The 23632-nt window shown below is 62.4% G+C and carries 18 protein-coding genes; 10 read left to right on the plus strand and 8 right to left on the minus strand.

The annotated features are described in order from the left end of the window. Positions 1 to 117 precede the first annotated feature (117 nt). Positions 118 to 2148, plus strand: a complete 2031-nt coding sequence (locus FKM97_RS20535) for a CocE/NonD family hydrolase (RefSeq protein ID WP_144294287.1) — start codon at positions 118 to 120, stop codon at positions 2146 to 2148. 4 nt (positions 2149 to 2152) lie between these two features. Here the strand turns inward: FKM97_RS20535 and FKM97_RS20540 are convergent, their stop codons facing one another. The 6 genes from FKM97_RS20540 to FKM97_RS20565 all read right to left on the minus strand — a co-directional run bounded on the left by FKM97_RS20540 (position 2153) and on the right by FKM97_RS20565 (position 8872). Next, complete coding sequence (locus FKM97_RS20540) at positions 2153 to 3790, minus strand: ABC transporter ATP-binding protein (protein ID WP_428977927.1); 1638 nt, start codon at positions 3788 to 3790, stop codon at positions 2153 to 2155. Next, positions 3780 to 4724 carry an ABC transporter permease gene (locus FKM97_RS20545; protein ID WP_144294288.1) on the minus strand — a complete coding sequence of 315 codons (945 nt, stop codon included), beginning with the start codon at positions 4722 to 4724 and terminating at the stop codon, positions 3780 to 3782. The genes FKM97_RS20540 and FKM97_RS20545 overlap by 11 nt, the downstream gene beginning before the upstream one ends. Then, entirely contained in the window at positions 4721 to 5677 is a 957-nt protein-coding gene (locus tag FKM97_RS20550) for an ABC transporter permease (RefSeq protein WP_144294289.1), read from the minus strand. The genes FKM97_RS20545 and FKM97_RS20550 overlap by 4 nt, the downstream gene beginning before the upstream one ends. Positions 5678 to 5713: 36 nt before the next feature. Beyond that, the gene (locus tag FKM97_RS20555; RefSeq protein WP_144294290.1) at positions 5714 to 7303 is read right to left on the minus strand and encodes an ABC transporter substrate-binding protein; all 1590 of its coding nucleotides are present in this window, start codon (positions 7301 to 7303) and stop codon (positions 5714 to 5716) included. Between the two features lie 322 nt (positions 7304 to 7625). Beyond that, positions 7626 to 8294 (minus strand): ChrR family anti-sigma-E factor, encoded by a 669-nt coding sequence (locus FKM97_RS20560; RefSeq protein ID WP_144294291.1) that lies wholly within the window; start codon positions 8292 to 8294, stop codon positions 7626 to 7628. Continuing rightward, a complete protein-coding gene (locus FKM97_RS20565; protein WP_246105185.1) occupies positions 8291 to 8872 on the minus strand; it encodes a sigma-70 family RNA polymerase sigma factor in 582 nt (193 codons plus the stop codon). The genes FKM97_RS20560 and FKM97_RS20565 overlap by 4 nt, the downstream gene beginning before the upstream one ends. Before the next feature lie 183 nt (positions 8873 to 9055). Here FKM97_RS20565 and FKM97_RS20570 point away from each other — a divergent pair, with 183 nt between their 5' ends. After that, positions 9056 to 10018, plus strand: a complete 963-nt coding sequence (locus FKM97_RS20570; RefSeq protein WP_246105186.1) for a Tim44 domain-containing protein — start codon at positions 9056 to 9058, stop codon at positions 10016 to 10018. Positions 10019 to 10021: 3 nt separating this feature from the next. On the opposite strand, the gene FKM97_RS20575 is transcribed toward FKM97_RS20570, so the two are convergent. Then, positions 10022 to 10906 carry a lipid kinase gene (locus tag FKM97_RS20575; protein WP_281290128.1) on the minus strand — a complete coding sequence of 295 codons (885 nt, stop codon included), beginning with the start codon at positions 10904 to 10906 and terminating at the stop codon, positions 10022 to 10024. A gap of 316 nt (positions 10907 to 11222) precedes the next feature. On the opposite strand from FKM97_RS20575, the gene FKM97_RS20580 reads away from it, so the two are divergent. The 5 genes from FKM97_RS20580 (at position 11223) to FKM97_RS20600 (ending at position 14779) form a co-directional block, all read left to right on the plus strand. Next, positions 11223 to 11876, plus strand: a complete 654-nt coding sequence (locus FKM97_RS20580) for a TerC family protein (protein WP_144294293.1) — start codon at positions 11223 to 11225, stop codon at positions 11874 to 11876. Between the two features lie 22 nt (positions 11877 to 11898). Further along, entirely contained in the window at positions 11899 to 12594 is a 696-nt protein-coding gene (locus FKM97_RS20585; protein WP_246105187.1) for an extensin-like domain-containing protein, read from the plus strand. Positions 12595 to 12669: 75 nt separating this feature from the next. Then, a complete protein-coding gene (locus FKM97_RS20590; RefSeq protein ID WP_144294361.1) occupies positions 12670 to 13311 on the plus strand; it encodes a L,D-transpeptidase in 642 nt (213 codons plus the stop codon). A gap of 28 nt (positions 13312 to 13339) precedes the next feature. Then, on the plus strand, positions 13340 to 13861 hold the full coding sequence (locus FKM97_RS20595) for an OmpA family protein (RefSeq protein WP_246105188.1): 522 nt from the start codon (positions 13340 to 13342) through the stop codon (positions 13859 to 13861). A 99-nt stretch (positions 13862 to 13960) separates the two neighbouring features. Next, complete coding sequence (locus FKM97_RS20600; protein WP_144294294.1) at positions 13961 to 14779, plus strand: lytic murein transglycosylase; 819 nt, start codon at positions 13961 to 13963, stop codon at positions 14777 to 14779. Between the two features lie 6 nt (positions 14780 to 14785). Here the strand turns inward: FKM97_RS20600 and FKM97_RS20605 are convergent, their stop codons facing one another. Continuing rightward, positions 14786 to 17179: a glucan 1,4-alpha-glucosidase gene (locus FKM97_RS20605; protein ID WP_144294295.1), complete on the minus strand. Its 2394-nt coding sequence runs from the start codon at positions 17177 to 17179 to the stop codon at positions 14786 to 14788. Between the two features lie 371 nt (positions 17180 to 17550). Here FKM97_RS20605 and tkt point away from each other — a divergent pair, with 371 nt between their 5' ends. From tkt to gnd, 3 genes are all read left to right on the plus strand, one after another. Then, entirely contained in the window at positions 17551 to 19596 is a 2046-nt protein-coding gene (gene tkt / locus FKM97_RS20610) for a transketolase (RefSeq protein WP_246105198.1), read from the plus strand. Positions 19597 to 19654: 58 nt separating this feature from the next. After that, positions 19655 to 22519 carry a bifunctional transaldolase/phosoglucose isomerase gene (locus FKM97_RS20615; protein ID WP_144294297.1) on the plus strand — a complete coding sequence of 955 codons (2865 nt, stop codon included), beginning with the start codon at positions 19655 to 19657 and terminating at the stop codon, positions 22517 to 22519. Positions 22520 to 22646: 127 nt separating this feature from the next. After that, positions 22647 to 23630 carry a phosphogluconate dehydrogenase (NAD(+)-dependent, decarboxylating) gene (gene gnd, locus FKM97_RS20620; protein WP_144294298.1) on the plus strand — a complete coding sequence of 328 codons (984 nt, stop codon included), beginning with the start codon at positions 22647 to 22649 and terminating at the stop codon, positions 23628 to 23630. The last annotated feature ends 2 nt before the right edge of the window (positions 23631 to 23632 follow it).

The following is a 23632-nucleotide window of genomic DNA, read 5'->3' on the forward strand; positions in this document are numbered from 1 at the left end:
TAAAACTTGTCGCCCTGATCCGAGCACGAAGGACACGCAAATTGCCCGCTTGTATTGTCTTTTTGACACGGTCTACCGCTATGATCGCAACTGACGTCCATTTGTGCTGAGGCGTGCATGCCAGAAGGTTCTGCGGCTCCGGTCGCCATCCGCGACGTTGAGAACGTCTGGATCCCCCTCCGGGATGGAACGCGCCTCGCCGCGCGAATTTGGCTGCCTCAAGACGCCGAGACCCATCCGGTCCCGGCCATTCTCGAATACATCCCTTATCGCAAGCGCGATTTCATGCGCCTGCGTGACGAGAGCATTCATCCCTGGTTCGCCGCCCGTGGCTATGCCTCTATTCGCGTCGACCTGCGCGGCTCCGGCGAGTCCGGCGGCATCATGCACGACGAATATCTGAAGCAGGAGCAGGATGATGCCCTCGAGGTCATCGCCTGGCTTGCCGACCAACCGTGGTGCACGGGATCCGTCGGCATGATGGGCAAGTCCTGGGGCGCCTTTAACGCCCTCCAGGTTGCAGCCCGCCGCCCCCCTGCCCTCAAGGCCATTATCCCCGTGATGGGGACCGATGATCGTTACGACGAGGACATCCATTTCGCCGGCGGCTGTCTGCTCAACGACAATTTCTGGTGGGGCACGATCATGCAGATCTTCAATGCCCGCCCACCCGACCCGGAAATCGTCGGCGACCAATGGCGTGACATGTGGCTCGACCGCCTCCAGCAGGAGACCTTCTGGCCCGAGACATGGCTCCATCATCAGACCCGCGACGATTTTTGGAAGCACGGCTCCGTCGCCACCAATTATTCGGACATCCGATGCCCGGTCTGGATCTGGGGTGGCTGGGCCGATCTCTATCGCGCCACACCCTTCCGATTGGCTGCCAACCTCCAAGCCCCCTGCCGGGTGACCATGGGTCCTTGGGCACACCTCTATCCTCATGAGGGAAGTCCGGGCCCGGCCGTGGGTTTCCTGCAGGAGGCGCTTCGCTGGTGGGATCACTGGCTCAAGGCTGTCGACAACGGCGTCATGTCCGAGCAGCCCTTGCAGTTCTACATGCAGGACTCTGTGCCGCCCCGGCCGATCCACACGTTCCGACCCGGCCGCTGGATCGCCGAGGCAGGCTGGCCGAGCGCGAATGTCGAGCCGGCCGATTGGGTGCTGAACAAGGATCGCCTCGGTGGTCATCCTGAACCCTCCGAGCACCTGACCCTGTCCTCGCCGCAGACGACGGGCCTGGCTGCTGCGGACTGGTGTTCCTTCGCGGTGCCGGGCGACGTTCCCGGTGATCAGGGGAACGACCTCGCCGGCTGTCTTGCTTTCGACACGGCTCCGCTGGAAGACCGGCTGGAAATTCTTGGGCTGGGCGAGGTGACGCTCGATGTCTCATCTGACAGGCCATCCGCCCTTCTCGCCATCCGCCTGTGTGATCTGCGCCCCGACGGCACCTGTCCTGTCATCGCCCGCGGAGTGTTGAATCTCACCCACCGCAACGGGCATGAGGCAATCGAGCCGCTGGAACCCGGCACGTTCTATCGCGTCACCGTGACCCTGCATCCCACGGCCTATGCGGTGCCCGCCGGCCACCGCCTGCGTCTGGTGATTTCCAACGCCTATTGGCCGATCGTCTGGCCTTCGCCAGAGGCCACGACGCTCACCCTCACCTCGGGCACGAGCAAGCTCTCGCTTCCCCTTCGGCGGTCCACCGATACGCTTGACGAGGTCAAGCTTCCTGAGCCGATTGCGCCGCCGCCGGCCTCGACGACCACGCTCCGCCCGGGCAGCCTGGAGCGTCAGGTCACCATTGATCAAGTCACCGGCGCAGTCAGCCACCGCGTCTCGATTGACGGGGGTGTCTTTGGCGCCAGGGGAAAATTTGTCATCGACTCCATTGGCATGGAGCTGGGCCATCGTTACGAGCGCATCTACACGATCGCTCCCGGCGACCCGAACTCCGCGCGTGCCGAAATGACTCAGACCTACGAGATGGGCCGCGGCGCGTGGCAGGTCCGCATCGAGGCCGGGGCCGTCATGACCTCCACCCCCGGCGCGTTTGAACTGGACGCCTGGGTCGAGGCGTTTGAGGGAGACGTCCTGATCTGCCGCCGTGACTGGACCTCCAGCCTCCCCAGGAACGGCATCTAGAGAGCTAGGCCGCCGCTTGTGAGCGCGCCGCCAGCAGCCGGTCCAGCCAATCCGGATCCATCTCCGGAACGGAGGAGAGCAGGAGCTTCGTATAGGCGTGGTGAGGCGGTGTCAGAACCTCGGTCTTGGCGCCCTGCTCGACCACCCGGCCTTGATACATGACGACGATCTCGTCCGCGATGGCCCGCACCGTCGCGATGTCATGGGTAATGAACAGATACGAGACGCGCAGTTCCCTTTGCAGCCGGAGCAGCAGCTTCAGGATGCCTTCCGCAACGAGTTGGTCGAGGGCGGAGGTGACCTCGTCGCAAATGATCAGGTCCGGTTCGGCCGCCAACGCCCGCGCGATGCAGACCCGCTGCTTCTGGCCTCCGGAGAGCTCGCTGGGAAAACGATCCAGGAATTTCGGCTCGAGCTCGATCATCTCCATGAGCGACCTGAGCTTTGCCTCCCGTTCCGCGCCGTCGAGACCCAGGTAGAAACTGAGCGGACGTCCGATGATTTCTCTCACGCGCTGCCGCGGATTGAGCGCGGTGTCGGGCATCTGGTAGATCATCTGAATGCGTCGCAGCGCATCCTTGTTGCGTCCTTTGAGGGCGGCCGGCAGCGGCTTGCCCTTGAACAGCACCTCGCCGCGTGAGGGAGGCAGCAGCCCGGTGATGACCCGTGCCAGCGTCGACTTGCCGGACCCGGATTCTCCCACAACCGCCACGGTGCGCCCCTTCGGCACTTGGATCGTGACGTTCTCCAGAACCTTGATCAGCCCCGCATAGGAGGCGCTCACGGCGTTCACCCGCAGCAGGACGTCGTGCCCGGATTCCTCGACCTTTGCCGTCTCGCGTACCGCAAGCAGGCGCCGTGTATAGTCCTGCTGGGGATTGGCGAGCAGCTCCCGGGTCTCCCCCTCCTCCACGAGCTCCCCGTAGCGCAGCACCATGATCCGGTCGGCGACCTGCGCCACCACGGCAAGGTCATGGGTGATGTAGATCGCTGCAGTATTGAACTGCTGGACGATGTCCTTGATCGCCGCCAGCACTTCGATCTGTGTCGTCACGTCAAGCGCCGTCGTGGGCTCGTCGAACACGATGAGATCCGGCCTGCACGCCATGGCCATGGCCACCATGGCCCGTTGCAGCTGCCCGCCTGAGACCTGGTGGGGATAGCGCTCTCCGATGGTGTCCGGGTCCGGCAGCTGCAGCCGGCGATAAAGCTCTACCGCCTCTTTCTTCGCCTGCTTTTCGCTGGCCACGCCGTGCTTCACCGCGACTTCGGCATATTGGTCGATCAGCCGATGGGCCGGGTTGAACGAAGCGGCCGCGCTCTGCGCCACATAGGAGATCTTGACGCCCCTCAGCTTCCGCCGGTCATCCTCCGACATCTTGCGCAGATCTTTGCCGTCGAAGAGGATTTCCCCTGCCGTGATCCGGCAGCCGGCCCGCGCATAGGCCATGGCCGCAAGGCCGATGGTGGACTTGCCCGCTCCGGATTCGCCGATCAGCCCCAGCACCTCCCCGCGCATGAGTTTGACGTCGACGCCCTTCACGATCTCGGACCACACATCGTCGCTTTGGCCCTCGATCCGCAGCCCCTTCATCTCCAGCAGCATGTCGCCGCGCCGGCCTCGCGCTTGGCTAATGTTCATCGCGCAATCCGCTCGTTCGGTGCAGGAACCAGTCGACGACGAAGTTGACGCCCACGGTGAGAATGGCGATCGCTGCGGCTGGCAGCAGCGGGGTGATGTCGCCATAGGTGATCAATGTGGCGTTGTCCCGGACCATGGAGCCCCAATCCGCTGTCGGCGGCTGGATGCCGATGCCCAGGAATGACAGCGCGCTGACCATCAGGAACACGAAGCAGAACCGCAGGCCGAATTCGGCCACCAGCGGCGGCATGATGTTGGGCAGGATCTCCCGCCGCATGATCCACCCCAGCCCCTCGCCCCGCAACCGCGCCGCTTCCACGAAATCCATGACGACGATATTCATGCCCACCGCCCGCGCCAGCCGGAACACGCGCGTCGAATCCAGGATGGCGATGATGATGATCAGCATCGGCACCGAGGTGCCGAAGATGGTGAGCAGCAGCAAGGCGAAGATCAGCTGGGGGATGGCCATCAGCACGTCCACGAACCGGGCGAGAGCCTGATCCACCCACCCGCCGATCGTGGCCGCCAGCAATCCCGCACCGCCCCCGATGACAAAGGCGAAAATGGTCGTGATGAAGGCGATCCCGATCGTGTTGCGGGCGCCGTAGATGAGCCGCGTATACATGTCCCGGCCCAGATTGTCGGTCCCCAGCAGATAGGGATCGCCCCAGGGCTCGAACTGCAGACCCACGACTTGCGACTCGCCATAGGGAGTGAGGATGGGCGCAAAGACCGCGACGAACACGTAGATCGCGATGATGATCAGCCCGATCTTCGCAGTGAAGGGCGCTTTCCAGAGTTCCCGCGCAATGGTGCTGCGCCGGCCCCGGACCGGATCGCTGGCGAGGCTGATCACCAGCTCCTGCTCCCCCTCCGGCACCCCTGGCTCGGGCCGGATCACACTCTCGGTGATGGGCGTTTCCTTGCTCATCTCGGATGCATCAGCCGTGGATTGGTCAGGATCGACAGGATGTCCGCGCTGAGATTGAGCACGATATAGGTTCCCGCAAACAGCAGGCTGCAGGCTTGCACGACCGGAATATCCCGCTTTTGCACGGAATCCACCATCAGCTGCCCCAGCCCGGGATAGACGAAGACGACCTCCACCACCACGACGCCGACCACGAGATAGGCGAGGTTGATCACCACCACATTGATGATCGGAGCCAGCGCATTCGGCAGCGCATGGTGCACGATGATCCTTGGCCGTGACATTCCCTTCAGCGCCGCCATCTCGATATAGGGGCTGGCCAGGAGGTTGATGATCGCAGCGCGCGTCATCCGCATCATATGCGCCACCACCACCAGCGTCAGCGTCAACGCCGGCAGCGCCACGGAATGCAGCCTCTCCAGCAGGGGATCGCTCGGGCTTACATTGGAAATCGAGGGAAACCAGCCGAACCTGACCGACAGGAACATGATCAGGATGTAGGCGACGAAGAATTCCGGAAAGGAGATCGACGAGAGGGTGAGCACGTTCACCGCCCGGTCGAAAAACGAATTGCGGTACAAGGCCGCCAGCAAGCCCAGGATGAGGGCGATGGGGACCGAGATGATCGCGGCGACCACGGCCAGGAACAGCGTGTTCATCAGCCGCGTTCCGATCAGCTCGGCAATCTGCCTCTTGTTCGCCAGCGACTGCCCGAAATCGCCCTGCAGCAGGCCGCCGAGCCATTGGAAGTACCGGACATGTGCCGGCAGGTCGAGACCGAGCTGTCGGCGCAGCGCCGCGACGGTTTCTGGCGTGGCAGACTGACCGAGGATTTCCGTGGCGATGTCGCCAGGCAGCAGCGAAACCCCGAGAAAGATGATCAGGGAGACCACCCACAGGATCAACAGGCCCAGCGCCAGGCGCTGGGCCACCATGATGGCGACCTTACTCATCGAGGCTCAATGGCACATATCCCCTCAAAGTCTGCTTTACGCCTCGTTGAACCACCAGCGCTCCGTGCAAGCCAGGCCGTCGAGATCGGAGCTGTTTCCGATCTGGTCATGCCCGACCTTCTTTGAGATGCCGTTCACGTAATTGGCGAACATCGGCATGACCGTGCCGCCGTCGTCGCGCACGAGTTCTTGCATCCGGTAGTACATTTGCGCCCGCTTTGCCTCGTCCAGCTCGGCGCGTGCCTCGATCAGCAATGTGTTGAACTCCGCATTGTCCCAATGCGTGTCGTTCCAGCTGGCGCCCTTGGCATAGGTCGTCGAGAACATCGCGTCCTCGGTCGGGCGGCCCGACCAGTAGCAGAAGCACCACGGCTTCTTCATCCACACATTGTCCCAATAGCCGTCATTCGGTTCCCGGATGACATTGATGTCGATCCCCGCCGCGGCGGCATGCTCCTTGTAGAGGACTGCGGTATCCACGGCCCCTGAGAATGCGGCATCCGCGGTGGAGAGGTCGATCTTCAGGTTCTCCATCCCCGCCTTTTTGAGATGGAACTTGGCCTTCTCGGGATCATAGGCCCTCTGCTCCAGGTCCTTCGCATAATAGCGGTTGGCGGGACTGATCGGATGGTCGTTTCCGAGCTGGCCATAGCCGCGCAGGATGGTGTCCAGCAGCTTTTGCCGATCCACGGCATATTTGAGCGCCAGCCTCACATCGACGTTGGACAGGGGATTGGTGTCCACCAGCATCGGGACGGTGTAATGCTGCGTGCCGGCGACGGAGACCACCTCCAGCTCCTGGTTCCGCTCCAGCAGATGCACGGTTTTCAAGTCGCAGCGATCCATCGCATGGATCTCGCCCGTGGTCAGCGCGTTGGTCCGCGCCGCCACGTCCTTGACCGAAAGGAACTCCGCGGAATCGAACCATCCGCGATCGGACCGGAAGAAGTTCGGGTTCTTCTTGGCCCGGGCAGTCACGCCATATTCTATGCCTTCCAGCACATAGGCGCCGCACCCGACCCCGGACGCATCCGTCTTGCCGTCTTTGGTCGGCATGATCGGAAGATGATAGTCGGAGAGGATATACGCGAAGTCGGCATTGCCTCCGCTCAGCGTGAAGACGACGGTATCCTTGCCGTCCGCTTTGATGTCTTTGATCGGATCGACGATGCCTTTCGCGGCGGATTTGCTGTCGGCGCCGCGGTGGTGATTGATGGAGTTCACCACGTCCTCGGCCTCGACGGTCTTGCCGTTGTGGAAGGTCACTCCCGGCTTGAGCTTGAATGTCCAGACCGTGGCATCGGGCGAAGGCTCCCAGCTCTCCGCCAGCACGCCGACCAGCTTGCCGTCATTGGTGACCTCGGTCATGTAGCCATGGATGGCATGGCCGACCACCTGCAGATAGGTGTCGATATAGGTCGCCGGATCGATGGAGTCGGTGGTCGAGCCGCTCCCCATGGCGATTTTGAAATGACCGCCCTTTTTCGGCTCGGCGCGGGCGATTTGTGAGAACATGGTGCTGGCCATGGCGATCGTCACGCCGGATGCCACGGCGCCGACGATGAACTCGCGCCGGTTCAGCCGGCCGGCTTGCGCGAGAGCGTTCAACCGAAATAAATCTGACATTTAGACACACCTCCCAGTGCGGCACTCGCTGTCAGCGTCATTCGGAGATCGGATATGTGCCAGCATGCCGCTTCCATGAAAGCGGCGGCTTGGATCCGTAGAACCAGTCCACGTCGGTCGCGCCTTTGCGCCGGCTCTGTGGCGGATTTCTAGCCCCTTGCGGGTGTTTATTCTCCGATTGGACGCCCAACCCTCACCGGCTCCTACGCAACCACGCTCCCGCGTTGCGGTCAACGGCAAAACCAACCTGCCGGATTAACAGATGGTAGGGCAAGAGCATGGCCGGATGACGCCCGAATGAGGTTTCCGGAGCCGGAATCGTTCAGATTCGGAAGAAGGGCTGCGCCAATCGCAGGAATATACCACTGAATTTCAATGGCTCTTCGAGGGCGACGAGGCAGATGCAATCCATGTCCTTGCCGACCACCGGCCGGTGCTCCACGTCGCTGCCGAGATCGGCGATGTCGCCCATGCCGAAGCGACCGAGCTGGTCATGGTAGGATCCTCGCAGCACGAGCGTCATCTCGCCGGCCCGATGGGTATGGCGCGGCATGGCTCTGCCCGCAGCGATCTTCATGAGCATCAGCTTGCCATGGGAAGCAGGCGCCAGAGCAATCTCCTGGACGGATACGCCGGGGGCGATCTTCCGCCATCGTATATGGTCCAGGGAGGTGCCCAGCAATCGGCACAAGGGCCTCGGCAAGCCCAATTCATGGGCAGCGGTCGTTGCCTTCGAGGGTTGGCGTGTAATCTTTCGCTCTTCGCAGGCGCCGATCCGGTCCATGACCGACTTCAGGCAATCTCCCTTGACCGGCACCGCGTCGATGCGGTCGATCATGGCGCCTCCGGTCTCCTCGTGCCGCCGCACCTCCTTCTGGCAGTTGGGGCACCACGCCACGTGTGAGGCCACGACGACGGACAACGCCTCGTTGAGCGTGCCGGCCGCATAAGCCATCAAAGTACAGCAATCTGGATGGTGGTTGATCCTCACGCGCGATTCCCCAAGGCCTCGCGCAGTTTTTGATAGGCGAGCCGCATCCTCGACTTGACCGTGCCCAAAGGAACCTCCAGACGCTCCGCGATCTCCGCTTGGGAGAGATCGTCGACATATGCCAGAGAGATGACGTCGAGCTGGTCTTTCGGCAAGGTCTCAATTGCATCGGCGACTTGCGTTTCCTGCTCGTGCCGGATCAATTCCTCCTCGCTGCTGGGTTCGTCGGAGGCCTCGTCATAGTCGTCGATGTCATAGAAGATCTCTGCCGACTGGCGGCGCAACCGGTCGATTCTCAGGTTTCGGGCGATGGTATAGATCCAGGTGGTGACGCTGCCTTTGCCCGGCGAATAGAGCCGTGCCTTGTTCCAGACGGCGAGCATCGTTTCCTGCACGAGCTCTTCGGCGACATCTGCGTCGACCCCCTTGCGCATCATGAACCCTTTCAGTCGGGGCGCATAATGGGAAAAGAGCTGCGCAAAGGCCTCCCGGTCCCCTTTGGCGACATTCGCGACAAGGCTCGCCATCGCGTGCTGCAGGAGCGGATTGTCTTGGCGCTGTTTGGTGTCGTCTGTCATGGCGGAGCGCTTGCCGGGACATTCATGAGGTGATCAGCCGGATCACGCGCTGGGATTCAAGCATACCGTCCGCGACGGGGTTCTGGCAACGCGCGGATAATTTATTTCGGGCAAACCGGGAATTCCGGCATGTATCGCCTATATAATAGTCAACGACGACTTACGGTTCAGGAAGGATGAGTAATGCTGGTTTCCCGGTCCCGCAATTGGGTTGCCGCTCTGTTGGTGGCCATGACCTTCGGCGTGATCATGGTGGATGTGGCGGAAGCTCGGCGTGGCGGCAGCTTTGGCAGCCGTGGCTCGCGGACGTTCCAGGCACCGCCGACGACGAACGCACTCCCGCGCCAGACGGCCCCGGTGGATCGCTCCATGACGCCGCGCACGCAGACACAGGCTCAGCCGGGGGCCATGCAGGCCCAGGCGCAGCGGCCGGGGCTGTTTGGCGGTATGGCCGGCGGACTTCTGGGCGGATTGGCTCTTGGTGGCTTGATCGGCATGCTGATGGGCAATGGCCTGGGCGGAATGACCGGCTTTCTCGGGCTTCTCCTCCAACTGGGCCTCGTATTTCTGGTGGTCAGCTTCCTGATGCGCCGGTTTCGCGGACAGCAGGCCCCTGCTGTCGCGGGTGGTGCCCCCATGTACCGCGAACAGAGTGAGCCACAGCCGTGGTTCGACATCGGTCGGGCCGGCACCTCGGCTTCGGCCGCGCCGAAAGTCGCCCGCTCCCAATGGGCCAATGACGAGGTCGGCATCACCGAAACGGATCTTGATACTTTCGAGCACATGCTGACCGAGATCCAGTCGGCCTTTGGCCGCGAGGACTATGCCAGGCTGCGGGAGCTGACGACGCCGGAGATCATGTCCTACATGTCCGAAGAACTCAGCCAGAACGCCGTTCAGGGCTTGCGGAACGAGGTCACGGACGTGAAGCTTCTGCAAGGCGACATCGCTGAAGCTTGGTCTGAAGACGGGGACGACTACGCCACCGTCGCCATGCATTATTCCAGCAAGGACGCCATGGTCGAACGGGAATCGGGACGTGTCGTCGGCGGCACGCGGGACGAAGCGACCGAGACCGGCGAAATGTGGACCTTCGTGCGGCCTACCGGTGGCGAATGGAAACTGTCCGCCATCCAGGAAGCCTGAGCGCTATTCGCTTCCCTCTGACACGAACACTGTGACCGCACGCCGCCGGATCTTGAATGTTGCCGGCGTGCGGGTGACGATCTCACCATCGGCATTGACCGCATGGCTCCGTCGCGTCCGCACGGTGAGCCCAGTGGTGCTGAAGGCTCTTACATTCTTCCATCGCCCCTGCGTGCCGCGTCGCAGCGCCGGCAGCAGCGCAATGAGTTCGGCCCAGTGGCTGATCTCCAAGCTGTAGACGTCCAGTCGGCCATCATCCGGCTGGGCACTGGTCTCCACCGTCATGCCGCCGCCATAGAACCGTCCGTTGCCCACGGAAATCTGCAGCGTTCTCGCTTGTTCGATGATCCCGTCATGCTCGATGAACGCCGTAAAGGGTCTGCTTTGCGCAAGAAGGCGCGACGCGGCGACGCCATATCCGAGCTTCCCCCACCGCTTCTTCGCCTCCGAAGTCAGGATCCGGGCCAGTTCGGCGCTGAAACCGATGCTCGCGACGTTGAAGTAGAGATGTCCGTTGACGTCTCCCAGATCGAGCTCCCGGGTGACGCCCCCGAGAATGACTTTTGCGGCCTCGAGGGGCGATGCCGGCAGTCCGAGCGTCCGTGCGAGGTCGTTCGCGGTTCCGAGCGGCAGGATCCCGAACGGCAGCTTGGTATCCGCAAGCCCCGGGGCCGCGGTGTTCATCGTGCCGTCTCCACCGCCGACGATCACGAGGTCGCACGTGTCGGCATTGCGGCGAATGACGTCCGCGAAGCTGTCCTGCTCGTTCACATGCGGCTCTATGACCTCCATCCCCCCGTTGCGCAGGAGCTCGATGACGTCGTCGATCCGCCCTGCCCCGTTGCGGGCACGCTTGTTCACAAGCAGCATGGCTGTTTTAGTGATGATGCTCGGGCTCCTGCTTTGGCACTAGACGATGCAAATGGCGGTGTTTTGAGGCGAGAGCAAGAACGCTCTTGCTCTTCATTCGATCCCGATCTCTTTTTCTTGAGCACGAACCCGTTTCACCTTAAATAGGCGCGCCAGGCCGGGCCCCTCTGGCAGCTTTACGCAAAGCTGTGATGTCGGACTGGGCGACCACAGAGTGGCCGCCCGATGCGTTGCAAGTTGGATGAGACGTGGTTTCGTGCCGCGTCGCGTCGAAATTGGATCGTCTTGGGCGTGTCGTTCTTGTTTGTCTCGAAGACAGCTAAGGGCGTTTCCGATGTTCGATTTTATCACCGCCGAAATGTTGGCGGCGCTTGCTCAGGTCATTATGATCGACTTGGTCCTGGCGGGCGACAACGCGATTGTCATCGGCCTCGCCGCGGCAGGATTGCCGAAAGAGCAGCGCAATAAGGCCATTCTCATAGGGATTATTGCAGCCACTGTGCTGCGAATAATTCTCGCCGGCCTCACCACGCAGCTTCTTCAGATCGTCGGCCTCCTCTTCGCCGGCGGCCTGTTGCTTCTGTGGGTCAGCTGGAAGATGTGGCGAGAGCTCCGCGCCGGTCCCCACGAGGAACATCCCGAGGGCGACGCATTGGCCGAAAACGGTGCGGCGACCGCGCCCGGTCGTCCGCGGAAGACCTTTGCCCAGGCCGCTTGGCAGATCATCATTGCTGACCTCTCGATGTCGCTCGACAACGTGCTGGCGGTGGCCGGCGCAGCGCGCGAGCATCCCGGCGTTCTTGTCTTCGGCTTGGCCTTGTCCATCGCCCTGATGGGCCTGGCGGCCACGTTCATCGCCCGGTTGCTCCAGAGGCATCGGTGGATCGCCTATGTGGGTTTGGCGATCATCCTCTACGTCGCTCTGGAGATGGTCTACCGTGGCGCCGTGGAGGTCTGGCCCCATCTGGGCTTTGCGGCTACTGGATGACCGGCCGGCGTAGCGAGGCTCATTGATCCGCTTTTTGTTCTTTGCGCTCCTCGTCATTTTGGGTCTCTTCGCTTGGCTCGCCTGGCGGGGAGACTTGGTGGTGCCGCCGGAATGGAACCCCTGGGCTCCGCTCGATATCCAGGCTGAACCCAACCTCCTGACGCCGTTCAAGCTGCGCAAGGTGCGAGGCGACCCCGGCTTGTGTCGGGCCGCTCTGCTGACGTCCGATTTCGACTTCGTCCCCGCTCCGGATCGGAGCAGCGACACGGGGTGCGGCGTGAGCAATGCCGTGGAGGTGACGGAGTCCATGCTGAAGTTCAACGCTCCCTTCACCGCCACATGCCCGGTCGCTGTCGCGCTGGCGATGACGGAACGCCATGTCATCCTGCCGGCTGCGCGGGAGATTCTGGGGACCGAGGTCACGGCTCTGGATCACTTCGGAACCTATTCCTGCCGGAACATCAATCACAGCGCGTCGCGCCGGAGAAGCCAGCATGCCACCGCCAATGCGATCGACATTGCTGCCTTTCGCATGGCGGATGGCCGCATGATTTCGCTCACCTCGGGCTGGGACGGCGATACCGACGCAAGCCGCTTCCTTCGCCGCGTTCGGGACGGGGCCTGTCGATTCTTCAAGGTGGTTCTCAGTCCCGACTACAACGCGGCCCACCGCGACCACTTCCATTTCGACATGGGTCCCTACTCCACATGTCGCTGAGACAGTTGACCGCACGGATAATTTTGTGACTATGGCGACGGGGCAGCGGCGGCCGTGTTTCGATTGGAGGGGATGATGGCGATCTCACGCAGAACATTTCTCGCCGGAGCGGCGGTCTCGGCGGCATCGGGATGGGCCGCGCCGAGCTTTTCTCAGGGTTTCAACACCGCGGTGTTCTTCGCAGGGAACACGGTGGACAATGGCGTCACCTATCAGGCGACGAACTTCGCCAAGATCGATCCTCGGTGGAAACGCCAGATCGTGCCCTATGATTCGATCGAGCCTCAGGGCACGATTGTTGTCGATACGACCAATCATCACCTCTACGTGATCTTCGAGAACAAGACCGCGCTTCGGTATGGCGTCGGCGTCGGCAAGGAAGGCTTCAAGTGGTATGGCCGCGCTCGGGTCGACCGCAAGGCGATCTGGCCGACCTGGACCCCGCCGCCGGAGATGCTGCTGCGTCGCCCGGAATTGCCGCGGTTTGTAGAGGGCGGTGCGGGCAATCCGCTGGGTCCTCGCGCGCTTTATCTCTACCGTGACGCCAGCGATCTTGGATATCGCATCCACGGAACTGTGGAGCCTTGGAGCATCGGGCATGATGTATCCAGCGGCTGCATCCGCATGTTTAATGAGGACATCATCGACCTTTACCAGCGGTGCCCGAAGGGAACCAAGGTTTTGGTTCTGCGGCATCTGGGGTCAAAGGACGCCTGACGCGTCGAATGGGGCGGGGAATTTTTCAGTGACGACCTTCCATCCTATGGTGAGATCGGCCCTAGCGGCGGTGTCCCTGATCGTGACGAGTATCGCCTTGGCAGGCTGCGGCGGCGGGGCGGGTTCGCCGTCGGCCCCCGTGCCGGCCGCCGTGAGCAATCAGGCGAGCTTGACGTCTCCCGGCACCGAAGAAGACTTCATGGTCAATATCGGTCGCCGGACATATTTCACCGAGGGCTCGGCAAATCTCGACTCGACCGCCAAGGTGACTCTGGAGAAGCAGGCAGCTTGGCTCTCGCAGAACCCTCAATGGCCGATCAAGATCCAAGGCTTCGCGGACGACCCGGGCAATGCGGCGGCCAATGTGAGCCTATCGCAAAAGCGGGCGGAGGCCGTTCGCAACTATCTCGTCTCTCTTGGAGTGGCTCCCGAACGCATCTCGGTAAAAGGCTACGGTCGCGAGCGGCTGATCCAGGATTGTCCCGACATCAGTTGCAAGTCGCAGAACCGCAGAGTGATCACAAATCTGCAAGATGAGCCCATAGGCTAGGCGTAAGGATCGTCTGTTCAGGTCGATGATGATAGAGATCGGTGAATCTCCTGTCGGGTGATTCGCTGTCATCTATCATCTTTGCGGGGAACAGCGGCAATGCGCTCATCTTGGCGGTCTGTGTTCATCATTGCGTTGGGCATGGCCTTATCCATCGGTTCTCACGGCGCCGTATCGGCGGCCCAATGTGAGCCCGCCGGTGGTTTTCCTGCCTGGGTGAAGAGCTTCCGGTCCGAACAAGCGAACCTCTCGAAAAAGACCTTGGCCAATTTGGATGGCCTTGCCCTGGATCAGACGGTCCTCCGCCTTGACCGCAACCAAAGGCACTTCAAGCAGAGTTTTGAGCAGTTCTCCTCCACGCGCGTCACCGCTGGCCGCCTCAAGAAGGCAGCCAGTCTGATGAAGCGTCATGCTTCGGTCCTCAGCAGGATCGAGCAGCGATACGGCGTCCCGCCGGAGATTGTGGTCTCCATATGGGGCCTGGAAACGGATTTTGGCGCGAACATGGGCAAGCAGCAGGCGATTCGCTCCCTCGCCACCCTTGCCTATGATTGCCGCCGGACCGAGATGTTTCAGGGTGAGTTGTCCGCCGCATTGCAGATCGTCGAGCAGGGGGATCTCAGGCCCGCGGAAATGCGAGGCGCCTGGGCGGGCGAGCTCGGGCAGACCCAGTTCCTGCCCACATCTTACGTCCGCTTTGCCGTCGACTTCGATGGCGACGGTCGTCGCGACCTCATCCGCAGCGTCCCCGACGTACTCGCCTCGACCGCCAACTATCTCGCGGGGTACGGCTGGAAGGCCGGCGCGGGATACAATGAGGGTCAACCCAATTTCGCGGTCCTGCGCGAATGGAACAGGGCGCAGGTCTATTCGAAGACGATCGCCCTGTTCGCAACCAGACTCGCGGCCACCCAATAGGGGCGGTTACTCGATCATCACCTCGAAGTCCTCGCCCTCCCAATTGTCGTCGGCGAGCCATTTGATCGTGAAGATGATCTTGTCACCGCTGGGAGCATCCTGCGTGGGAAGGTCAACCAGATGCACGCCGAAGGCCACGTCCTGCGCCTCGTCGTCATGCGCCGTCGCCCAATTGTCGATGGTCCAGTGGACCATGGCCGGCGACAGAAGCTCGACCCGCAGCTTCTTGCCCTGCGGAATGCTGCGGGCTCGGTTGTTGAAGCACCATGGCCGGAAAGCGGCGGTCACCTTGCGGTGCTGATAGCGCTCGACCGTCTGCACCGGCATGTCGAATACGCGCCCGTCATGGAGCGATCGCAACAGCTTGATGTGCTCCCCATGCGCCCAGACCAGCGGCATTGCGCTGCCGGACGGCTTTCCCCGAAACAGCTCGCGCTCGGGGATGTCGGCCTGGTCCCAGATTTGCTCCGGCATCAACCCGCCATCATTGGATGACGCCTCCAGCGTGCTGAGCAGCCGCCGTGCCTCGTCCGTTCGCCCTGCCGCGAGCTCATAATGTGCCCGTTCCCCGGCCAGGAGTGGCCAAGCCCGGCCGATCCCGGTGCCATCGAACGGCCGTCCATCCTCGTGCTCGCCGTATCCATCGCCATTATAGCGATACCACAGGGGCCCTTGCGGCAACTCCACCCTGAGGGAGTCGTCGATCGCCTTGACCGTGTCGACGATCCGCGGATCGTCCGCCGCGCGCAGGCCGAACCGGACCAGCGCCAGCGCATCCGGGCTGATCAACAGGCTTGCCAGCTGGTTGGTTTGTTCCGGCGGTCGGTTCTTCACGGGCACGAAGCCGTCGAGCGGCGACGCCGCGTCCGCATGGTCCGGCGGCGCGATTCTCACATAGTAACCCGAAAGCCCCAGCCGCCGGCAGAGCGGCGTGTCTGTTGCAAACGTCCAGCGCTCGATCTGGTCGTTCCAGGCATCCGCCGTCTCCCGCGCATACTGAGCATCGCGCTTGTGCCCGGCCAGTTCGAGAATGTCTCCCGCGGCGAGCAGCCCGGCGATTTCGACCGCCAGGGTGAAGGGCGAGTAGCCGGCATCCTCCTCCCAGCGATCTTGACCGGTGACGGGCCCGTTGCGCACGAGAAAGCCGGTCGCTTTCTGCACCATGAGGGTGAACCGGTCGAGATCGTCGGCGGACAGATGCCCCTCGCGCCGCAGCATGTCCACCAGCAGGATGGGGAATGCGCATTCGTCCATCTGCACGCCGCTCCAATAGGCGGCGCCGTCCAGCCACATGTTCTGTGACCAGTGCCCGTCTGCCTCTTGGACCGTATGCAGATAGCTCAGGATGTCCTTGGCTTCGTTGACGGCTCCTGCTGCCAGGAAGCCGCCGGCCGTCTCCACGAGATCCCGTGGCCAGACGAGGTGGTATCCCCCCAGATCCTCGTCGCCTTTGTTGAAGCCCCAGGGAATTGAAAGGCTGGCGATCACCGCACCCGGAAACGACACCGGCTGGTGGCAGGCGAGAACGGTCGTGCTCACGCGGTATGGGTTGAGGGTGTCCGTGCCCGGCCGGTCCAGCGGCAGCAGGCTTTCCTGCCACCGGCGCCATCCCTTGACATAGCCCCGCTGCGCTTCCTTGTAGCCCGTCTGCATGCTGGCCAGCGCCCGATACGCCGCTTCCTCCGGGCGCACCGCGAAGGCGAGCGCCAGCAGGAATGGCTGTCCTGCCGTCGCCTGCAGGTCGATCTCCCCCGTCATCGCCACATTGCCATTCGGAGCGCTGTCATAGTGATGAGCGAGATGCTTGTAGTAGGAAAGTTGCTGCCAGCCATCGGAGGTCCCGACATAGCCGACGCTGCGCGCCTTCCAGGGCAGCGAGCAGGCCATCGCCAGCGACATGCCGAAATGTCCCCGTGCGAACAGCATGGGAGTCCCTTTATAGTCCTCCACCCAGGCTGAATTATTCGCACCGGCATTCACCAGATGCGGCGCGAGAAGGGCATAGAGGCGATAGTCGGAGAAGCTGCCATGCAGCGGAGTGAAGGTCACCTCCTGCAGCAGCGTGTCCCGATACGGATCCGTGAGGATCTTCTTCTCGATCTTGTAGCGCCCGTCTCGGGCGGTGTTCACGATGTGGAAGCCCGGAACCCCCTCCTCGACCATCTTGATGTCGTGATGGGCATGGCGCTTCTCTTCCGAGAAATAGTCGCGGCCATCCGTGACGATCAGGCCGAAATCCCGGGTACAGGCGGCGTCCACGCGAGGAAAATAGACCTCGTTCAGGATCCCGTGGCTGATGGTGAACCAGATCCTGCTATTCGCGGTGAGCGCCGTGCCCACGCCGCTCTTTGCACTTGACGTCCAGCGACCCGGCTGGCCTGGTGCGCCCGGAGCTTCCATGATGCCTTCCCCTGTCCCGGTATGATCTTGTGAGCTTGAAAGGCCGGTGAGCACCGACCGCGGATAATGTCATCAAATATTCGCCGGCGTTTAATATCACGTTTCCAAAAACACACGAATGATCATGAGTCCCTATTCTTAACCGTCGGTCACTGGTTGACACTCGTGCGATTTCGCTCCTAGCATGCGCCGCAATTCGCGGTTTCATCGTGGATTTACTGCTGCGTATAGTCTAAGCAAGGTTTGGATTTCACGTAGTAAGAATAAATAAATCATAGTCGTCTCAGGGGCGCCGAATGAATTCAACAGGTGTAGACGCCGCCGCCGTTTCTCGAAATCCTTCCACCAGCGGCGCAGGCCCGAAGGAAGACATGGACCTCCTGGCGATCAATACGATTAGAACCTTGTCCATGGATGCCGTTCAGCAGGCAGACTCTGGACATCCTGGAACGCCCATGGCCATGGCGCCCGTCGCCTATACGCTCTGGCAGCAGTTCCTGCGTTTCGACCCCGAAGATCCCATCTGGCCGAATCGCGACCGCTTCGTCTTGTCCATCGGCCATGCCTCGATGTTGCTCTACTCGCTCCTCTACTTGAGCGGCGTGAAGTCGGTGAATGCCGATTATGAGCGTCTCGGCACCCCCTCTGTCACCCTGGATGACATCAAGAAGTTCCGGCAGCTCGACAGCAAGTGCCCCGGACATCCCGAATACCATCTGGTTTCCGGTGTCGAGACGACCACCGGCCCTCTCGGCCAGGGCGTGGCGACGTCCGTCGGCATGGCGATCGCCGAGCGCTGGCTGGCCGAGCATTACAACAAGCCCGATTTCAAGCTCTTCGATTATCGCGTCTACGCCCTCTGCGGCGACGGCGATATGATGGAGGGCATTTCCGGCGAAGCGGCCTCTCTTGCCGGCCATTTGCGCCTCTCGAACCTGTGCTGGATCTACGATTCCAACCGCGTGACGATCGAAGGCCACACCGACCTCGCCTTCTCCGAGGATGTCGGCGCCCGCTTCATGGCCTATGGCTGGAACGTCCTGCGCCTGTCCGATGCCAACGACACGGAGCGCTTGGCCAAGGCCTTGAAGACCGCCCAGGAAACGACCGATCGGCCGACCTTCATCATCGTCGAAAGCCATATCGGTTACGGCGCGCCGCACAAGCAGGACACCAGCGCCGCTCACGGATCGCCCTTGGGCGAGGACGAGATCCGTCTTGCGAAGAAGGCCTATGGCTGGCCCGAGGACGCGAAGTTCCTGGTGCCCGATGGCGTCCAGGACCGTTTCAAGACCGGCATGAATGCCCGCGGTGCAAAGCTGCGCAGCGACTGGGAACAGCTCTTCGCGCAATACAAGAAGCAGCATCCTGATCTGGCCAGTCAGATCGAGCACATGCAGTCGCGGACCCTTCCTGACGGTTGGGATGCGAAGATCCCGACCTTCCCCGCCGATGCCAAGGGTCTTTCCGGCCGCGACGCCTCCGGCAAGGTGATGAACGCGATCGCCCCGAACCTGCCCTGGCTGATCGGCGGCGCCGCCGACCTTGCCCCGTCCACCAAGACCCGGCTGACATTTGAGGGCGCCGGCGACTTCGAGGCGAACAACTATGGCGCCCGGAACTTCCACTTCGGCATCCGCGAGCATGCCATGGGCGCGATCTGCAACGGCATGTCGCTGTCCAAGCTCCGCTCTTACGGTTCGGGCTTCATGATCTTCAGCGATTACATGAAGCCGGCGATCCGCCTCTCCGCCCTGATGGAGCTGCCCGTCATCTTCGTCTTCACCCATGATTCGATCGGCGTGGGCGAAGACGGCCCGACCCACCAGCCCGTCGAGCAACTGCTCGCCCTCCGTTCTGTTCCGGGCTTGACCACGCTCCGCCCCGCCGATGCCAACGAGGTGGCAGAGTGCTGGAAGGTGATGCTCACCGCCCGTCATGAGCCGGCTTGTCTGGTCTTGTCTAGACAGGATTTGCCGACCATCGATCGCACGAAATACGCCGCCGCCAGCGGAGTGGCCAAGGGCGCCTATGTGCTGGCTGATCCGGACCAGGGCGAGCCCAAGGTCATCCTCATGGCGACCGGCAGCGAGGTTGATCTATGCCTGTCCGTCTATGAGCAGCTGAAGGCTGAGGGGATTGCCGCTCGCGTTGTCTCCATGCCCTCCTGGGAGCTCTTCGAGAAGCAGGACCAGTCCTATCAGGACGAGGTTCTTCCGCCGCATATCAATGCCCGCATTTCGGTGGAGCAGGCCTCCACCATCGGCTGGGATCGCTATGTCGGGCGGTCCGGAGTGAAAATCGGCATGCACACCTTCGGGGCCTCTGCGCCCCTGAAGGAGCTGCTGTCGAAATTCGGCTTCACCCCCGACAAGATCCTCGCCGAAGCCAAGGCGCAGATTGCCAAGAATTCATGACAACGGGCGTTGCGGCACCTCTCCATGAGGCGCATTCTCCCCGGGAGCCCTTAGAGTGATGACCAGCACCATGACGAAGAACCCCCTCCAGGCCTTGAGTGATTTCGGCCAAGCGCCGTGGCTCGATTATGTCCGTCGCAGCCTTCTCGAATCCGGCGGCCTTAAGAAGATGATCGCCGAGGACGGCCTCAAAGGCGTCACCTCCAATCCCTCCATCTTCGAAAAGGCCATCGGCGGCAGCACCGATTACGATGAAGACCTCACGAAATACGAAACAGGTCGCGATGTAAGCGCCGGAGACATCTACGAATATCTGGCCATGGGCGATATCAGGGCCGCCGCGGATACCCTCCGTCCGGTCTATGATGCAGCCGGCGGACACGACGGCTTCATCAGCCTCGAGGTCTCTCCCTATCTTGCCATGTTCACGGAAACGACCATCGACGAGGCGCGGCGCCTCTGGAAGGCCGTCGATCGCCGCAACCTCATGGTCAAGGTGCCGGGGACCGAAGCCGGTGCGCCCGCCATCCGCACATTGATAGGCGAAGGCATCAACATCAACGTCACCCTGCTGTTCGCCCAGTCCGCTTACGAGGCCGTCGCCGAATCCTATATTGCCGGGCTGGAGGATCTCCTGGCCAACGGCGGCGATGTCTCCAAGGTCGCCAGCGTGGCCTCCTTCTTCGTGAGCCGCATCGACAGCGCCATGGACAAGAAGATCGATGAGCGCATCGCCGCCGGCGACAAGGACTCGGCGGAGCTGGCGAAGCTTAAGGGCAAGGTCGCCATCGCCAACGCGAAGCTCGCCTATCAGCACTACTTGGCACTACTGGAGACGCCTCGGTGGCAGAAACTGGCCGCGAAGGGCGCCAAGCCTCAGCGCCTGCTCTGGGCCTCGACCGGCACGAAGAACAAAGCCTATAGCGATGTCCTCTATGTCGAGGAGCTGATCGGCAAGGATACCGTCAACACCATGCCGCCGGCCACCATGGACGCCTTCCGTGACCACGGTACGCCGCGGGCGAGCCTCACCGAAGACGTCGAGGGTGCCCGAAAGATCCTCGCCGACACCGAACGCCTGGGCCTTGATCTGGATGCCGTCACCGACGAACTCGTCGTCGATGGCGTGCGCCAATTCGCCGACGCCTTCGATCAGCTCCTGGGAGCAGTCGCCGGCAAGCGCATGAAGATGCTCGGTGCAAAGCTCGATTCTCAGGCCTACGCCCTTCCCTCCCCCATGGATGGTGAGGTGAAGGCGGCGATCGAAAAGGCCCGCGCCGAAGGACTGAGCCGCAGGCTCTGGGCGAAGGATGCAACCCTCTGGACCGGTGCCGACGAATCCAAATGGCTGGCCTGGCTCGACATGGTCGCCACCCAGCAGGCCGACGTTCAGCAGCTCCTCGATCTGCAGGCCGACGTGAAGCAGCAGGGTTTCACCCACGCGCTGCTTCTCGGCATGGGCGGCTCCAGCTTGGGCCCCGAAGTTCTGACCCGCACCTTCGGCAAGCATGAAGGCTTCCCCGAGCTGTTGGTGCTCGACTCGACGGATCCGCAGCAGATTGCGAGCTTCGAAAGCCGCATCGATCTGGCGAAGACGGTCTTCATTGTCTCCAGCAAGTCTGGCTCCACTCTCGAGCCGAACATCCTGAAGAGCTACTTCTTCGACGCCGTTTCCAGGGCCATCGGCGCCGATAAGGCGGGGACGCGCTTCATCGCCGTCACCGATCCGGGCTCCCACATGCAGGAGGTGGCCGAACGCGACCGGTTCCGCCACATCTTCTTCGGCGACCCTGGGATCGGCGGCCGTTATTCCGTGCTGTCGAACTTCGGCATGGTTCCTGCGGCCGTCATCGGCCTTGACCTCAAGCGCTTCATCGAAGCGACCATGGTCATGGTCCGCTCCTGCGGCCCCGATGTTCCTCCGGCCGAAAATCCGGGAATTGTCCTCGGCGCCATTCTGGGCACCGGGGCCACCACGGGTCGCGACAAGGTGACCGTCGTCGCCTCGCCCGGCATCTCTGATGTGGGCGCCTGGCTCGAACAGCTCCTGGCGGAGTCGACCGGCAAGCAGGGCCACGGCATCATCCCGGTCGACAGCGAGCCTCTGGGTGCGCCTGGCGTTTACGGTAACGATCGGATCTTCGCCTATCTCCTCCTCGCCGGCGGCATCGACAAGGCGCAGGATGATGCGGTCGCAGCCCTGGAGCAGGCCGGTCAGCCCGTTGTCCGGATCGAGGTGACCGACACCTATAATATCGGCCAGGAGTTCTTCCGCTGGGAGATCGCGACCGCGGTCGCCGGCTCGATCATCGGCATCAATGCGTTCAACCAGCCCGATGTCGAGGCGAGCAAGATCGTCACGCGCGATATGACCGATGCCTATGAGAAGACGGGCAAGCTGCCTGAAGAGACCCCGATCATCTCCGGTGACGGACTGACCCTCTACGCCGACCCGCGCAACGCCGACGAACTGGCAAAGGCCGTCACCGACAAGACCATCGACGGCTACATCAAGGCCCATCTCGCTCGCGCCCATGCCGGCGACTATGCCGCCCTGCTCGCCTATATCAAGCGCGACGCCGCCCATACCGAGGTCCTGACGAAGCTGCGCACGAAGATCCGGGACAAGCTGAAGATCGCCACCTGTGTCGGCTTTGGCCCGCGTTTTCTGCACTCCACCGGCCAGGCCTATAAGGGCGGTCCCAACTCGGGCGTCTTCACGCAGATCACGGCCGATGCATCCGCCGATCTGAAGGTGCCGGACCACCAATACACCTTCGGCGTCGTCATCCTGGCCCAGGCCCGCGGCGATTTCGAAGTATTGGCAGAGCGCGGCCGGCGCGCGTTGCGCGTCCATCTCGGCAAGGACGTGGACGCAGGCCTCAAGCGCCTCGGTCAGGCAATCGACAAGGCCCTGTCATAGAATACTCTCTGCGCCATCCCGGCCCGAGCGCAGCGCAGAGCCGGGATCGCCGAAGGCTCTGCACACCTAGAATGGTCCCGGGTCAACCCCGGGCCACCATCGATTTGAACAACAGAAGGACACCACTATGCAGCTTGGAATGATCGGCTTGGGCCGGATGGGCGGCAACATCGTTCGGCGGCTGACCAAGGCCGGTCACCACTGCGTGGTGTATGACCGCAACAGCGCCGCAGTCACGGAGCTGGCTGGCGAAGGCGCAGGCGCATCCTCCGGTCTCGCGGACATGGTCGCGAAGCTTGAAGCCCCCCGCATCGTCTGGGTCATGCTGCCTGCCGGCGGCCCCACCGAGAGCACCATTCAGGAGCTCTCCGGAATGTTGAAGTCCGGCGACATCATCATCGATGGCGGCAACACCTTCTACAAGGATGACATCCGCCGAGGCGCCGAGCTGAAGACCAAGGGCATCCACTATGTCGACGTCGGCACCTCCGGCGGCGTCTGGGGCCTTGAGCGCGGCTATTGCATGATGATCGGCGGCGCCAAGGAAGCCGTGGATCACATCGACCCCATCCTGGCGGCACTCGCCCCCGGCATCGGCACCATCGAGCGCACGCCGGGCAGAGAAGGCCACGACCCGCGGCCCGAGCAGGGTTACATCCATGCCGGCCCCATCGGCTCCGGCCACTTCGTCAAGATGGTCCATAACGGCATCGAATACGGGCTGATGCAGGCCTATGCCGAGGGCTTCGACATCCTCAAGAACAAGAACTCGACCGACTTGCCGGAGAACGAGCGCTACGATCTCGACATGGGCGACATCGCGGAAGTCTGGCGTCGCGGCAGCGTCATTTCCTCCTGGCTGCTCGACCTCACCGCCATGGCCCTCATCGAAGACGGCACTCTTTCGGATTATCCGGGCGAGGTTGCCGACAGCGGCGAAGGTCGTTGGACGGTCAATGCCGCCATCGAGGAGGCGGTCCCTGCCGACGTGCTGACCGCCGCTCTGTTTGCCCGTTTCCGCTCCCGCCAGGATCATACCTTCGGCGAGAAGCTTCTATCCGCCATGCGCTTCAAGTTTGGTGGCCACACCGAGTTCAAGAAGAAGGATTGAGC

It is taken from the genome of Rhodoligotrophos appendicifer (assembly GCF_007474605.1).
Classification (GTDB): Bacteria; Pseudomonadota; Alphaproteobacteria; order Rhizobiales; family Im1; genus Rhodoligotrophos; species Rhodoligotrophos appendicifer.

Excerpts from the sequence above, each read along its gene's own strand:
- tkt (WP_246105198.1), top strand. The coding sequence starts at position 17,551 with ATGGACCTCCTGGCGATCAATACGATTAGAACCTTGTCCATGGATGCC.
- FKM97_RS20540 (WP_428977927.1), bottom strand. The coding sequence starts at position 3,790 with ATGAACATTAGCCAAGCGCGAGGCCGGCGCGGCGACATGCTGCTGGAG.
- FKM97_RS20615 (WP_144294297.1), top strand. The coding sequence starts at position 19,655 with ATGACCAGCACCATGACGAAGAACCCCCTCCAGGCCTTGAGTGATTTC.
- FKM97_RS20600 (WP_144294294.1), top strand. The coding sequence starts at position 13,961 with ATGCGCTCATCTTGGCGGTCTGTGTTCATCATTGCGTTGGGCATGGCC.
- FKM97_RS20605 (WP_144294295.1), bottom strand. The coding sequence starts at position 17,179 with ATGGAAGCTCCGGGCGCACCAGGCCAGCCGGGTCGCTGGACGTCAAGT.
- FKM97_RS20570 (WP_246105186.1), top strand. The coding sequence starts at position 9,056 with ATGCTGGTTTCCCGGTCCCGCAATTGGGTTGCCGCTCTGTTGGTGGCC.
- FKM97_RS20545 (WP_144294288.1), bottom strand. The coding sequence starts at position 4,724 with ATGAGCAAGGAAACGCCCATCACCGAGAGTGTGATCCGGCCCGAGCCA.
- FKM97_RS20590 (WP_144294361.1), top strand. The coding sequence starts at position 12,670 with ATGGCGATCTCACGCAGAACATTTCTCGCCGGAGCGGCGGTCTCGGCG.
- FKM97_RS20555 (WP_144294290.1), bottom strand. The coding sequence starts at position 7,303 with ATGTCAGATTTATTTCGGTTGAACGCTCTCGCGCAAGCCGGCCGGCTG.
- FKM97_RS20535 (WP_144294287.1), top strand. The coding sequence starts at position 118 with ATGCCAGAAGGTTCTGCGGCTCCGGTCGCCATCCGCGACGTTGAGAAC.
- gnd (WP_144294298.1), top strand. The coding sequence starts at position 22,647 with ATGCAGCTTGGAATGATCGGCTTGGGCCGGATGGGCGGCAACATCGTT.
- FKM97_RS20580 (WP_144294293.1), top strand. The coding sequence starts at position 11,223 with ATGTTCGATTTTATCACCGCCGAAATGTTGGCGGCGCTTGCTCAGGTC.
- FKM97_RS20550 (WP_144294289.1), bottom strand. The coding sequence starts at position 5,677 with ATGAGTAAGGTCGCCATCATGGTGGCCCAGCGCCTGGCGCTGGGCCTG.
- FKM97_RS20565 (WP_246105185.1), bottom strand. The coding sequence starts at position 8,872 with ATGACAGACGACACCAAACAGCGCCAAGACAATCCGCTCCTGCAGCAC.